General features: G+C 64.6%; 12 protein-coding genes. 4 read left to right on the forward strand and 8 right to left on the reverse strand.

The features are described 5' to 3' along the window. Window position 1: 1 nt before the first annotated feature. The 4 genes from murJ to trxA all read left to right on the forward strand — a co-directional run bounded on the left by murJ (window position 2) and on the right by trxA (window position 4,871). The gene (murJ, locus tag QFZ50_RS15640; RefSeq protein WP_307085710.1) at window positions 2-1,750 is read left to right on the forward strand and encodes a murein biosynthesis integral membrane protein MurJ; all 1,749 of its coding nucleotides are present in this window, start codon (window positions 2-4) and stop codon (window positions 1,748-1,750) included. Between the two features lie 50 nt (window positions 1,751-1,800). Then, window positions 1,801-3,294, forward strand: coding sequence for an ABC transporter substrate-binding protein (locus QFZ50_RS15645; RefSeq protein ID WP_307085712.1), 1,494 nt, complete (start codon window positions 1,801-1,803; stop codon window positions 3,292-3,294). 190 nt (window positions 3,295-3,484) lie between these two features. Then, complete coding sequence (trxB, locus tag QFZ50_RS15650) at window positions 3,485-4,519, forward strand: thioredoxin-disulfide reductase (RefSeq protein WP_307086845.1); 1,035 nt, start codon at window positions 3,485-3,487, stop codon at window positions 4,517-4,519. 25 nt (window positions 4,520-4,544) lie between these two features. After that, window positions 4,545-4,871, forward strand: a complete 327-nt coding sequence (gene trxA, locus QFZ50_RS15655; protein WP_307085713.1) for a thioredoxin — start codon at window positions 4,545-4,547, stop codon at window positions 4,869-4,871. A gap of 2,426 nt (window positions 4,872-7,297) precedes the next feature. Here the strand turns inward: trxA and QFZ50_RS15660 are convergent. The 8 genes from QFZ50_RS15660 to rpmH form a co-directional block, all read right to left on the reverse strand. Next, entirely contained in the window at window positions 7,298-8,407 is a 1,110-nt protein-coding gene (locus QFZ50_RS15660; protein WP_444875962.1) for a ParB/RepB/Spo0J family partition protein, read from the reverse strand. Window positions 8,408-8,870: 463 nt separating this feature from the next. Then, window positions 8,871-9,881: a ParA family protein gene (locus tag QFZ50_RS15665; RefSeq protein ID WP_373462315.1), complete on the reverse strand. Its 1,011-nt coding sequence runs from the start codon at window positions 9,879-9,881 to the stop codon at window positions 8,871-8,873. 180 nt (window positions 9,882-10,061) lie between these two features. Beyond that, window positions 10,062-10,733 carry a 16S rRNA (guanine(527)-N(7))-methyltransferase RsmG gene (rsmG, locus tag QFZ50_RS15670; protein WP_307085718.1) on the reverse strand — a complete coding sequence of 224 codons (672 nt, stop codon included), beginning with the start codon at window positions 10,731-10,733 and terminating at the stop codon, window positions 10,062-10,064. Then, entirely contained in the window at window positions 10,726-11,277 is a 552-nt protein-coding gene (locus QFZ50_RS15675; protein WP_307085720.1) for a Jag family protein, read from the reverse strand. Before QFZ50_RS15675 ends, rsmG begins: the two co-directional genes overlap by 8 nt. Next, on the reverse strand, window positions 11,274-12,236 hold the full coding sequence (gene yidC, locus QFZ50_RS15680) for a membrane protein insertase YidC (RefSeq protein WP_307085721.1): 963 nt from the start codon (window positions 12,234-12,236) through the stop codon (window positions 11,274-11,276). Before yidC ends, QFZ50_RS15675 begins: the two co-directional genes overlap by 4 nt. A gap of 2 nt (window positions 12,237-12,238) precedes the next feature. Next, on the reverse strand, window positions 12,239-12,601 hold the full coding sequence (gene yidD, locus QFZ50_RS15685; RefSeq protein ID WP_373462283.1) for a membrane protein insertion efficiency factor YidD: 363 nt from the start codon (window positions 12,599-12,601) through the stop codon (window positions 12,239-12,241). After that, window positions 12,598-12,969: a ribonuclease P protein component gene (rnpA, locus tag QFZ50_RS15690; protein WP_307086848.1), complete on the reverse strand. Its 372-nt coding sequence runs from the start codon at window positions 12,967-12,969 to the stop codon at window positions 12,598-12,600. Before rnpA ends, yidD begins: the two co-directional genes overlap by 4 nt. Before the next feature lie 91 nt (window positions 12,970-13,060). Then, the gene (gene rpmH / locus QFZ50_RS15695) at window positions 13,061-13,198 is read right to left on the reverse strand and encodes a 50S ribosomal protein L34 (RefSeq protein WP_022892375.1); all 138 of its coding nucleotides are present in this window, start codon (window positions 13,196-13,198) and stop codon (window positions 13,061-13,063) included. Window positions 13,199-13,571 lie beyond the last annotated feature (373 nt).

Raw genomic sequence — 13,571 nt, forward strand, 5'->3', positions numbered from 1 at the left:
GATGTCTGACACCAACACAGCCTCGACCCCCCTGCAGGATGCCGGCCGGACCGTCGGTGATCCCTCTGCTCCGCGGAGCGGGTCCACCGCACGCTCGAGCGCCATCATGGCGGCCGGCACGCTCGTCTCCCGGATCCTCGGCCTGGTCCGGGTGGCGCTCCTCGCCACCGCGATCGGCGCCACGGGCCAGGTGTCGGATCTCTTCACCTCGGCGAACAACCTGCCGAACTTCATCTACCTGATGCTCGCGGGCGGCGTGTTCAACGCCGTGCTCGTGCCGCAGATCATCCGCGCCAGCCGCCAGCCGGACCGCGGAGCGGACTACGTCAGCCGGCTCCTCACCCTCGCCGCCGCCGCCCTGCTCGTCCTGACCGTGCTCGTGACCCTCGCGGCCCCGGTCATCGTGGCCCTGACGACGAGTTTCACGGGGGCCAATCTCGCCCTGACCACCGCCTTCGCGTACTGGTGCCTGCCACAGATCTTCTTCTACGGCATGTACGCGGTGACCGGGCAGATCCTCAACGCCAACGGCTCCTTCGGCCCCTACATGTGGGCGCCCGTCGTCAACAACATCGTGTCCATCGCCTTCCTGGCGGTCTTCATCGTGCTGATGGGAGGCGAGCAGGTCGAGCGGCACAGCCCCGATACCTGGACCTCGGCGCAGACACTGCTCCTCGCGGGCGGCACCACGCTCGGCATCGTCATCCAGGCGCTCGTGCTGTTCATCCCGCTCAAGCGCCTGAACCTGGGTCTGCGACCGAAGTTCGGTGTCCGCGGAACGGGGCTGGGCCGCACCGGCAAGCTCGCGTCCGTCACGATCGTCACCATGCTCATCGGCAACGGCCTGTACCTCGTGAACCAGCGCGTCGCCACCATCGCCTCCGATGCCCGGCCGAGGTTCCTCGCGCAGGATCCGCCGGTGCAGATCGCAGGATCCACGAACCTCGAGTTCGGCGCGATGGTGTACCAGCTGCCGCACGCGGTGATCGCCCTGTCGCTGGCCACGGTCATGTTCAACCAGCTGTCCTCCGCGCACGCCGACGGCGATCTCCCGAGTGTCCGCGCCACCCTGTCCCAGGGCCTGCGCATCATCGGTGTCGCAACGGTGTTCGGCGCAGCAGCCCTGCTCACCTTCGCCGGCCCCCTCGGCATGCTGTTCAGCGAGTCACCGGAAAGTGCGGCCATCAACGGTGTGATCATCGCGCTCCTCGCCGTGGGAGCACCGTTCCTCAGTGCCAACTTCTTCCTGAACCGGGTGTTCTATGCGAGCGAGGACGTGAAGACCCCGCTCAAGATCCAGCTCATCCTGTCCATCGTCGGCGTGGTGCTCGCCCTGGCGGCAGGGATGTTCGACCCGCGGCTCATCGTGCCGATGCTCGCCATTGCATACTCCGTCGGCAATATGATCGCCGTCGTCGTCAGTCACGTCTTCCTCACCCGCACCATCGGACGGTACGGCGCGGGGCACGTCTTCGACGTCCATGTGCGACTCACCATCGCAGGCATCGTCGCTGCCCTGGCAGGCACGGCCCTGAATCTGGCGTTCGGCGGGTACGACGCCACGGGCTTCGTCTGGCAGTCCAAACTCAACGCCGTCGTCGTCCTCGTGCTGGGCGGACTGGTGATGTCGGCCGTCTACCTGGGGATGCTGAAACTGCTCCGGATCACCGAACTGAGCGAGTTCATGCAGCCCCTTCTCGCGAGATTCCGCCGGAGCGGCGCTGGGCCGTCCAGCCCGGGAAACGTGTGACCGACCGGTAGCATGGGTAGAAATCAGCCATGGTCCGCCGGGAGGAACACGTGCCAGAAGCAGTAGACGTCGGATCAGTGCTGGGCGGGCGCTACAAGGTGACCGCCTACGTGCTGGCATCTGCTGAGAGGGACCTCGTACTCGACGGCATGGACCAGGTGCTCAACCGGCCCGTCAGCATCCTCGTCGCCTCGGCCGGGAATGCCTCCCAGGTCGCAGCGAGTGCGCGCGAACTCGCCACGGGTGACCGGAACGGGAACATCCAGGTCCTCGACCTCGGCATCACCGAGTCGGGCACCTATCTGGTCACCAATCGTGCGCCCGCGGCGGACATGCTCGATCTGATCGTGCAGCAGGAGGCACCGGTCGAGGACGCGCCGTACATCGAGCCGTTCTTCACCGACACCCTCGGCTCGGAGATCTTCGGTGGCCCACGGTCCACGGAGCCGGAGACGTACGACGACCATGAGGACTACGACGACGTCCGTCACCACAGGAAGCCCCGCCTCTCCGGCCTGACACGGCGCTTCGGCCGGCAGGGCTCGCAGGACGCAGAGCAGGACGAGACCTCCGACGTCCCCGTCGCAGCCGAGCCTGTGGCGGAGCGCCGGCCGAGCTCCCATCTCGTTCCTCCACCCCCCAGCCAGCGGCCCGGTGGAGCGTCGTCCGCCGTCGGCGACTCCCGCGATCACGAGGACCCCCAGCCGGCGCGAGCCACGGCCGGTGCCGGCGCGGCAGCGGCCGCTTCCGGCGGAGCGGCCCAGCGCCCTGCACGGGCCGCCTCACTCTTCCCGCTGTCCGAGCACCGCGAGGACCCCGATGCGTACGACGGGGACGACGACTACGACGGGCCGGAGGACGAGGACGGCGGTGGACGCAAGTTCACCCGGGTACTCGTGGGCGTGGTGCTCAGCATCGTGCTGGTCGTCGCCGTCGTGCTGGCGGCGACACAGCTGGGGTCCATCTTCGGGAACCCGGTCGCCGATGGCGGGAGCGAACCCTCGACCAGCGCACCGGCAACCGAGGAGCCGACGACGGCGCCGACGACGGCCGCCGCGACAACCGAGCCCGCCGCAGCCCCCGAACCCGTGGTGTCCGGGATCACCCGTGTGGTGCCGGACAACCAGGGGCTCGACGCGGCGAACGACACGAACCTCCCCCTGATCATCGACGGCAACCCTGCGACCTTCTGGGGCAACCAGGTGTACGCGAGCGATACCTTCGGCGGACTGGCGTCCAGCCTGGCGCTGGTCGTGGAGCTCGAGGAGGAATCGGCGATCTCGCAGGTCTCCATTGATCAGGTCAACGGTGCGGGCGGCAGCTTCTCGGTACTCGTCAACGATCAGCCGACCCTCGAGGGTGCACAGCAGATCGCGCAGGGCGGGTTCACTGCGCCCACCGTGACCCTCCCCATCCCGGCCGGTACCGACGGCCCGCAGACGGGGCGATTCGTGATCGTCAACTTCACACAGTTGCCGAGGCTCTTCAACATCCAGGCCCAGTATCCCTTCGGTCTTCGGATCGCGGAGATCCGGGTCGGCTGATCGCAGGACAACTCCCTGGACGATCGTCCACACCGCGATCGGCTGTGCCCGGGCACGTCCCACCGGCGGAATATCCGCGCACGTGGGGCCGTTGAGGGAAGTGTCCGCCGGTACAGCCCGACCCGGCCGTAGCAGCGCATGAGAAGACAGAAAGGTCTTTCGAAACGTGACAACGCAAACCGATGTCCAGTTGGACACGCCCACTGCAGGAAGCCCTTCCGGGGAGCCGAAGGTCCATGACGTCGTCATCGTCGGATCCGGCCCTTCCGGCTACACCGCCGCGGTCTACACCGCCCGCGCGAACCTGAGGCCGATCCTCATCGCGAGTTCGGTCAAGGCCGGCGGTGAACTGATGAACACCACCGACGTGGAGAACTTCCCGGGATTCGCGGACGGCGTCATGGGTCCCGACCTCATGGAGCAGTTCGAGAAGCAGGCGCGCCGTTTCGGCACGGAGATCCTGTACGAGGATGTCGTCGCGGCAGAGCTTTCCGGTGACATTAAGAAGCTGACCATCGCTACTGGTGAGGAGTTCCTCGCACGGGCCGTCATCATCTCAACGGGTTCCGAGTACCGGGAGATCGGCCTGGAGGACGAGAAGCGACTGTCCGGCCACGGCGTCAGCTGGTGCGCGACCTGCGACGGTTTCTTCTTCCGCGATCAGGACATCGCCGTCGTGGGCGGTGGCGATTCCGCGATGGAGGAGGCGCTGTTCCTGACGAAGTTCGCGCGATCCGTGACCGTGATCCACCGCCGTGACACCCTTCGCGCCTCGAAGATCATGCAGGACCGCGCGTTCGCCCACGAGAAGATCCGCTTCCTGTGGAACTCCGAAGTGGTCGGCATCCACGGCACCGACAAGGTGACGGGCCTCAAGGTGGCGAGCACCGTCGACGGAACCACGAGCGACGTGACCGTCACCGGTGTCTTCGTCGCGATCGGCAACGACCCGCGCGTGGACCTCGTGAAGGACCAGCTCGAGCTGACAAGCGAGGGCACCATCGCGGTTCAGGGCCGCACGTCCAAGACCTCGCTCGCCGGCGTCTTCGCTGCAGGCGACGTGATCGACCCGACCTACCGCCAGGCCATCACGGCCTCCGGCAGCGGCTGCGTCGCAGCACTCGATGTCGAGCACTACCTTGCAGACACCGTCAATCTCGCAGAGACCGCCGCGCGGGTGCCCACGCCACCGGCCGAGGCCGTCTCCGAAACAGCGTCCCTCTGATCGACCAACCACAAGGAGCAATGCAATGAGCAACGCAAAGGATGTGACCGACGCGTCGTTCGACGCCGACGTCCTGCAGTCCAGCAAGCCAGTGATCGTCGACTTCTGGGCGGAATGGTGCGGCCCCTGCCGCATGCTCTCACCGATCCTCGACGACATCGCCGCGGAGCACGCGGAGAAGGTCGACGTCGTCAAGGTGAACGTGGACGACAACCCGGCGATCGCTGCCAAGTACGGCATCACCTCGATCCCCGCTGTCTATGTGTTCCAAGGCGGCGAGGTCGCAGCCACCTCCATCGGCGCGAAGCCGAAGCAGGTGCTCGAGCAGGAGTTCGCAGCATTCATCAACTGATCTGAGGTTGATCTGAAGGGCCCGTCGATTTCGACGGGCCCTTCTTTCGTTAGCGGTGGCCATAGAAGACTCGTGTGCTCATGGACCCGGAGTCTCCGATGCTTCGGACGGAGGCAGCATCGCCAGAATGCTCGAGGACAGCGGGCGAGGTCTCCGTGCCCTGGAGGACGTTCAGCCGCAGTGGACCGATGGAGGGCGCTGACTATCCCTGAGGGGCAGGTCTTGCTGTCTGTGCCGTCCGGCATCGCTTTGGTCGGTTCGTTTCACGTGAAACTGAGTATTCGTCGCACTCGAACCCTGGCACTGCTGCTGGCGAAGTGTCGATTCCGGAGTTGCGCCGTCATGCCGGTCAGGGGAGATGATCAGGAGGTCCAGGGGCGCGGTCCGCGTCTACGATTGGCACACGGATGCGGCGGGTGGACGGAGGGCAAGGGGATGTGGTCCCCCCGGCGAGCGGCGAAGGAGGCGTGTCGGACGACTTATCAACGTCCCAGAGTTCATTCCCGCCTCAGGCCGGTCGCGATCGAGCAGTTGAAGCGCCACAATGAAGGGTGGGTACCGTGAGGAGCGACAGCGACGTATCTCTAGCCCGTAAGCTTGTCAGATCGGACCGCAGGAGCGGCGCCCGGACCGTTTCACGTGAAACGTCCCTTCCACATACCCGCTTCTGAGCGCCGACCGCCGGACCGGCCTCCAACACCCTGCGGGTAGTCCTCCGACCCCACAGGATGCTCTTGACTCCGAACCGGGGGAAGGACGAAGTCACTACGACCCTCAGCGTGAGCAAAGGTGCTTCTTCACCGCCCTCGGCTCTCGAGCACAGCGAACGCGAGCGGACACCGAGCCGCTTCGGTAGGTGCGGTCGACGAGCTGCCGAAGCTTAGTTGGAATCTTCGAGCAATGGGGGAATCGCGCTGATCAGCGAAAGCCTCGAAGCCTACCCGTGTACGGATCCGAATCCGCACGCGAGCCGCATCCAGGTGGACCGCCATTCTCCTTTCGGCGCAGAGTCCTCGGATCCTGACCCCTTCGGTGGCCTGGCTCCCTACCGATCGCCTCGTACAAACAGCCGGCGTATCCGAAGCGGGAGTCGTGGCGAAGCAGCAGGGCACGTTGACCAGGAGGTAGCCGATTTCGACAGGTTTCACGTGAAACGCGAACGGAGGTGCTGCTCACAAATCTTGGGCGTGTTCCCGAACCGCCCACAACCCATCTCCGAACTGTCTGGTCCTCATCGGACGCAACGGGCACAACTACGTCTGCGTCTCAAGAGCCCTTGGTGGTCGCACTGACGATCCCGATCGAGCCACGAGCCAGTCGCGCGTCTCCGTCCACAGAACGAAGCCCGGCGGATCCGGCCTGTACACAACGCAACATCCTGATAGGGGGAATACGCTCGTGCGCACAGGCGGGACCGTCCGCCGCCTACCGCTCGATTGCCAGGATCTCGGTGCGGTTCTTCTGAGCTCCTACGCTCGGACGGAAAGCGCCCCTCGCTCCATCCTTTTTGGAGTTGATAGTCCGCAGAGGGACAGAAAGAAGACGAAATGTAGCGGGACATCTCCCGGAGTCGAAAGGTTCCACGTGAAACACCCCTCGGCTTGGGAGGCGGCGAGTGACGTTCCGAGAGAGGAGTCGCGCAATCGCGCCAGCATTCGCGAACGGAAGGATCGAAGAGGCCAGTGCCAAACCTGGGATCGTCTTGAGACAACCTATATTTCAGACTTGGCTGACGAGACCCCGATCCCGATGCCGACCAGCTGATGCGATCGAAGGGGCCGTGTCGAGTGCGCGAAAGATTGTCGAACTGACCGCGAAATATCGATCTCCGTAGCGGAACCACAAGCTCCGGACCGTTTCACGTGAAACCAGCATTCAAGCAGGCAGCCGTCTTCTTGCACCCGCACTGCCGGCAGTTCGCCCAGCAGCCTGGGTAAGAAAAGTACCCTCAAGATCCAGATGCGCATCGCCGCTCCACGAAGTGGCGAGATCGGCACCGACCTACGGTGGGACGTGACGGTGCTGTGGGTCAGGTTGCGGAGGCAAGACCAAATTTCAGTGTCCCTAGGGCAGCGAAGGTGTGGCCAAGCTCTATAGGCAGCCAAACCCGACCGTCTGTTGATCCTCCCCTGTGTTTCACGTGAAACTGCTCCTTGAGCTCGACCCATCCGCTGCGGGATGAGCCCAACACCGAGCTGCAGCGGAACGCGAAGCCATCAGGTGCGCGGAATCTTCGGGACGATTGACCAGTTCCGATAGCTCGCCTCTTCAAATCGAACATCCGAACTATGGCCTCTGGCAGCCACATTAGAAGAGCCTCGAGCAGGAGGTCATCGACCGAACCACCAGATCCCAATCACCGCGGCTGTCTCGGAAATAGGAAGGGGCCGTGTTTCACGTGAAACACGGCCCCTTCCTCCGACTGCTCAGTCCGACGTCGGCGAAAGCACTCCGATAATGCGATTGAGATCGTCGACGCTGGCGAACTCGATGCTCACGCGGCCCTTTTTCGCGCCGAGGGTGATCTTCACATTGGTGTCCAACCGATCGGACAACGAGGTTGCGAGGTAGTCGAGACGTTCATGCCGGGCACCATCCCTGGGGGAACTGGGATTGTTGGCGCGTCGCAGCCCACCACTCAGTGCAACGATCTCTTCCGTCGACCGTACTGACAACCCCTCAGCGACGATTCTCTGCGCGAGCTTTTCCATATCAGCAGGGTCACCCAGGCCCAATAGAGCCCTTGCATGCCCGGCACTGAGGACGCCAGCAGCGACGCGTCGCTGGACCAACGGGGGCAACTTCATCAGCCGCAGGGTGTTCGAGATCTGAGGCCGCGATCGCCCGAGGCGTCCAGCCAGCTCGTCATGGGAACAGCCGAAATCGTCGAGAAGCTGCTGGTATGCGGCCGCCTCCTCCAGGGGATTGAGGGCGCTTCGATGAAGGTTCTCCAGAAGAGCGTCGCGAAGGAGGTCATCGTCCAGCGTGGATCGGATGATGGCAGGGATGCTGTCCATGCCCGCCTCGCGGGATGCACGCCAGCGACGCTCGCCCATAACCAGCTCGTAGGAGGTCTCGCCATCCTCCTGGGAAGGGCGAACGACGACGGGCTGCAGTACTCCGATCTCGCGGATGGAGTGGACCAGTTCCGCCAGCTCGTCTTCGTTGAACTCGACGCGCGGTTGCTTGCGGTTCGGATGGATGCTGTCCAGCGGAAGGTCTGCAAAAGTCGCACCCGGAACCTGGACGAGGTCTCCTGCTCCGTTGTCCGACGGGGCGGTGACGTGGGTCGTTCCCGATCCTGACGTGGACTCGTTGCTTCCTGTTTCACGTGAAACAGGCTTCTGGGCAGTATCGGACTGCGTGTCGTCTGCTTCGACATCGCCCGCTACCGGCACACCTGACCCGACGGCCTCAGAGGGTGCTTCATTCCCGGAGGCGCGGGCGCCGCCTGGTGGTGTGGCGTCCACCGGGGACGGATCGGCCCCGGACGCCTTCGGGTCTGCGTCGACTAGTTCCCCACGGCGGCCCGGCATCTGGTGAACCTCGTCGGACGACTCCGCTCCCGTCGTCCGCTTCGCGGGAGTCCTCGATTCGGAGCCACCCGTCGAGGGAGCCTTGCGAGCATTTGTTTTGCCAACGCGTTTCGTTTGCGCTTCGAGAACGTTCTTGTTGATCCCGCTGCGCAAGGCGGAGGAGTACGAGCGGGGCTGCTCGACCACGTCCTCTTCGGTCACACGCTCGAAGAACAGATCGGCCGGACGACCCCCCTGCTTCTTCGACGACTCGGTGCCTCGCGAGCCAGCGTCATCGCGCTGGGGGGTGGGCTCGGAGTCGACAGGCTCGGAGACCTCGTCGGCCGGAGCGCTCGGGATCAGCGCTCCGAGCCCTCGGCCCAGTCCGCGCCGCTTTTCCACCATGTCATTCCTTCCGGTCGGTGAAGCACACTTCACCTCGACTTCTTGGTGGTCCGGCCACACGACCGGACCAGGTGCAGGCCTAGGATCGCGCTGCAATCTCCGCTGCCGCTTCCTGGTAGGACAATGCCCCACTCGAGGACGGGTCATACGTCATGACGGTCTGCTGGTAGCTGGGCGCCTCGGAGATCCGCACCGATCGTGGCACGACCGCCTTGAGAACCTGCTGGGGGAAGTGTTCGCGCACTTCGGCCGCTACCTGTGCAGCGAGGTTGGTTCGCCCGTCGTACATCGTCAGCAGGATCGTGGACACCGCCAGATCGGCGTTGAGATGCTTCTGGATCATCTCGATGTTCTTGAGGAGCTGGCTCAGGCCCTCGAGGGCGTAGTACTCGCACTGGATCGGGATGAGCACCTCCTTGGCCGCGACGAAGGCGTTGACAGTGAGGAGTCCGAGACTGGGCGGGCAGTCGATGAACACGAAATCGAGCCGGGGCTGCCCCTTCTCCTCCCGCTCCTTCGCGTACACATCGATCGCGCGGCGGAGCCGCTGCTCCCGGGCGACGAGGGACACGAGTTCGATCTCCGCGCCGGCCAGATGGATCGTCGCGGGTGCACAGATCAGGTTCGGCACGTCCGGGCAGGGAGCGACCACCTCGGCCAGGGGCACGTCATCGATCAGGACGTCGTAGATGGAGTCGACATCAGCATGGTGATCGATGTTCAGAGCCGTCGATGCATTGCCCTGCGGATCGATGTCGATCACGAGGACCTGCAAGCCGGCGGTGGCCAGCGCCGCGGCGATGTTGACCGTCGTCGTCGTCTTGCCGACTCCACCCTTCTGATTGCTGATGGTCATGATGCGGGTGCTGCTCGGCTTGGGGAGCGGCTTGCCCAACAACCTCTCCCTCCGCTTCGCCTCGCTGGCGAGCTCACGGCCGAGAGGAGAGGAGTCATCCATCGTCTCCATGACGTTCTTCCCCTTTGCCGGCTTCTTCGACGGCGGGGCGTCGAGCGCGTCAGAGGCCTGCGCCGTTGTTTCACGTGGAACAACTCCTGTGTTTGCTGGATCCGCAAACACTCCCGGTTGTATTTCCCTAAGACCGACGGCGAGAGGGGACCCGGGAACCAACAGGGGCTCGGGCTTGGTCGCGGGGGCGTCCTTGATGGTCACTCAGTAGCTCACTCTCACATGCCAGACGTCGTTATATACAAGGGTAGCCGCAAGTGCCGAGCTGGATCGGGTGCAGCGCCGCCACCGCTGATCCGGGTGTCAGGCGGTGCGGACAGGGATACGGACAACGGTCGTCGGTTCCTGCAGCACCGCGGTGCCGACCGTGACGATCTCCGCGGTGACGCCACCCAGCTTCCTGATGACCTTGCGCGCCTTCTCGATCTCCTCGGCTGCGCTTCGGCCCTTGATGGCCAGGACCTCTCCACCCGGCTTCGTCAGGGGGATCGTCCATGCGGCGAGCGTCGACAGCGCGGATACTGCGCGTGCCGTGACGTAGTCCCCGGCGATTTCCCCCACCATCTCCTCCGCCCTGGCCCGGTGTACCGAGACATTGGAGAGCGAAAGGTCATCGATAACCTCCTTCAACCACGTCACACGCCGCTCCAGGGGCTCCACCAGATGGAGCTGGAGATCAGGCCGTGCGATGGCGATCGCCAGGCCCGGGAGCCCTGCGCCGCTGCCGACATCCACGACGGACGTACCGTGACGCATGAGATCGGCCACGACGGCGCAGTTGAGGACATGCCGTCCCCACAGCCGGGGGACCTCGCGTGGCCCCAGCAGTCCACGCTCGATCCCGGACGACGCCAGATGAGCGACGAACCCGCGGGCTGCGGGAAGCTGGGCCCCGAAGACGGCCTCCGCTGCGGCGGATTCCTCCGCCGACGGCTCGGGGAAGGAACCGGTGATCGGGAGCTGTTCCTCAGTCATCACTGGGTGATACGACGATGTGCCGCGCGGGCCCCTCGCCTTCGGACTCGCTCACGAAGCCCAGGTCAGCGACGACGTCGTGCACGATCTTTCGCTCGTAGGCCGACATGGGCGCGAGGGCTACGTCCTCGCCCGTCTCCTTCACCTCGGCGACGGTGTCCTGGGCGATCTTCGTCAGCTCGCGACTGCGGCGGTCGCGGTAGCCGTCCACGTCGAGCACGAGGCGCGAGCGGGAGTCCGTCGCCGTCAGCACACTGAGGCGCGTCAGTTCCTGAAGGGCCTCCAGTACCTCACCGTCATGGCCGACGAGGGAGCTGAGACCGGCGTCGGACGTGTCCTCGGACACGATCGAGATGTAGGTACGACCACTGCGCACCTCGATGTCGATGTCACCGTCGATGTCCGCGATGTCCAGGAGTTCCTCGAGGTAGTCCGCGGCGACATCGCCCTCTTCGTCGAGCCGCGATGCCTTCGTGTCACTACCGGCCGCGGCGTCGTCCTCGGTCTCGCTGAGGGGAGTGTGCTCTTCGTTGTCTACCGTCATCGCTTCTTCCTCTTCTTGCGCTGGGGCTGGACCCGCTGGACCCGCTGTTCCGGAACGGTCTCGATCGCCGGCTCGGTCTTCCGCTCACCCAGGAGCGGAACCGCGGGCAGGCCCTTCTTCGCACGCCGGTCCGCGTATGCCTTCGCCGCCGGCGACCCGGGGGTGGGCATCTTGCGGATCACGTAGAACTGCTGCGCCATCGTCCAGATATTGGTCGTGGTCCAGTACACCAGGACGCCGATCGGGAAGTTGATACCACCGATGCCGAACACGAGCGGAAGGATGTAGAGCATGATCTTCTGCTGACGCATGAAGGGGCTCTGCATGGCCTCCTCGGACATGTTCTTGGCCATGATCTGCTTCTGCGTGATGAACTGCGACGCGGTCATCGCGACGATCATGAGCAGGGACAGGATGATGACGCTGATGTTGCCGTCGGCGCCGAAGCTGCCGAGGAAGGTCGAGGAGAGGGGGGCGCCGAAGATCGTGGCGTCGTCGAACTGGCGTACCGAATCCACCTGCAGGGCACCGATGCTCACGCCCTCTTCGCTGGCGCGCGAGACACCGTTCAGCACCCGGAACAGGGAGAAGAAGAACGGCATCTGGATGAGGATCGGCAGGCACGCCGCGAACGGGTTGGTCCCATGCTTCTTGTACAGCGCCATCTGCTCCTGCGTCATGGCCTGGCGCGAGAGCTGGTCCGTCTTGCCCTTGTACTTCTGCTGGAGCTTCCGCAGGTCCGGCTGCAGCGCCTGCATGCCGCGCTGCGCCTTGATCTGCTTCACGAAGACGGGGATCAGTGCCGTCCGGATGACGACGACGAGGCCGACGATGGAAAGCGTCCAGGTCCACCCCGAAGCGGGGTCCATGCCCAGGAAGGAGAAGCCCTCATGGAAAAGGAACATGATCCATGACACGAGCCACTCGAAAGGGAAGAGAACGGTCCCTAGGAAATCCATTGTCAGTCTGCTCCTCGAACCGCGGGGCGGCTTTCGTCATCGTCCGGAATCACCGGGTGGTTCAACACAACTATCGACGGCAGTCTCCCCTCGGGAAAACTCCTGCCACCCTGCGGGACGTGGTCCACGCCGCCGTCGTTCCAGGGATGGCACCGGCCCAGGCGCCTGCCGGCAAGCCACGAGCCGCGGATGACCCCATGGACCGTCACCGCCTCGAGCGCGTACGCCGAGCAGCTCGGGTAGAACCGGCACACCTGCCCGTACAGCGGAGAAACGACCTTCCGGTACGCGATCAGCAGTCCGATCACGGCCAGGCGCGGCAGTCCGATGAGGAACGACACCGCAGTGACAGCGACGCTCTTCACGATACTCTGCCCTGCCTTTCCGCCGTGTCGGAGCCGTCGAGCCTGCGGACCACAGCAGCCAGGCTGCCGGTGAAGTCTTTTCGCAGAGCCGGCCAGTCACTGTCCGCAGCCGCCGGCAGCGCACGGACGACGACGTCGTACCCGTGCGGGTGCGCGACGACCCACTCTGCCGAAGCATGGCGGAGCCTTCTCTTAACGAGGTTGCGGGTGACGGCGTTCCCGACGTTCTTGCCGACGATGAAGCCGACGCGGGAGGGCGAGGATTCCTCGGTCCTGGAGCCGTATAGCACAACGTTCCGGCGCCCTGAGCGGGCGCCGGAACGTACGATACGTGCAAAATCCGCTGCCGTCCGCACCCTGTGGGTCATCGGAAGCACTACGAGGTCCTGTTCACTGTCGTGGCAGGGAGCCCGGTGCCGACGCGATCACCCGAAGGACGCATGGCGTGGGAGGAACCGCTTATGCCGAGAGTTCGGTACGGCCCTTGCCGCGGCGTGCCGACAGGATGGCACGACCAGCGCGGGTGCGCATGCGAAGACGGAAACCGTGCTTCTTGGCACGACGGCGGTTATTCGGCTGAAAAGTCCGCTTGCTCACTGTAGTTACTCCAGAACGATCTTGAGATGCGTCCGGCCCATTGCAACAAGGGGGAAGAACAGACTGACGCGATGAAGGTGTACATCCGACATTCGCGGTGGAGCTGTCACATCCCGAGGCCTCTTAGTACCCGGAAACACCTGTGATGGCATGCGAAATGCAGACATGTTGGACTACATAACGTTAGGGGACGCGGCCGAAGGGCGTCAAACCCGCTGTCACCAGCCTGTGGGTTCGTTTTCCACCACCCTGTGGACAACCGGGGCCCGGGACACACTGCACACAGGGTGGGAGGGCCCGTGTGAGACCCTTCACGATGCCCGCCGAAGCGCTCCAGTCCGCTATCTTCTGCACTTTTCATCCTCTAGTCTTG

The sequence above is a fragment of the Arthrobacter agilis genome (assembly GCF_030816075.1).
Classification (GTDB): domain Bacteria; phylum Actinomycetota; class Actinomycetes; order Actinomycetales; family Micrococcaceae; genus Arthrobacter_D; species Arthrobacter_D agilis_E.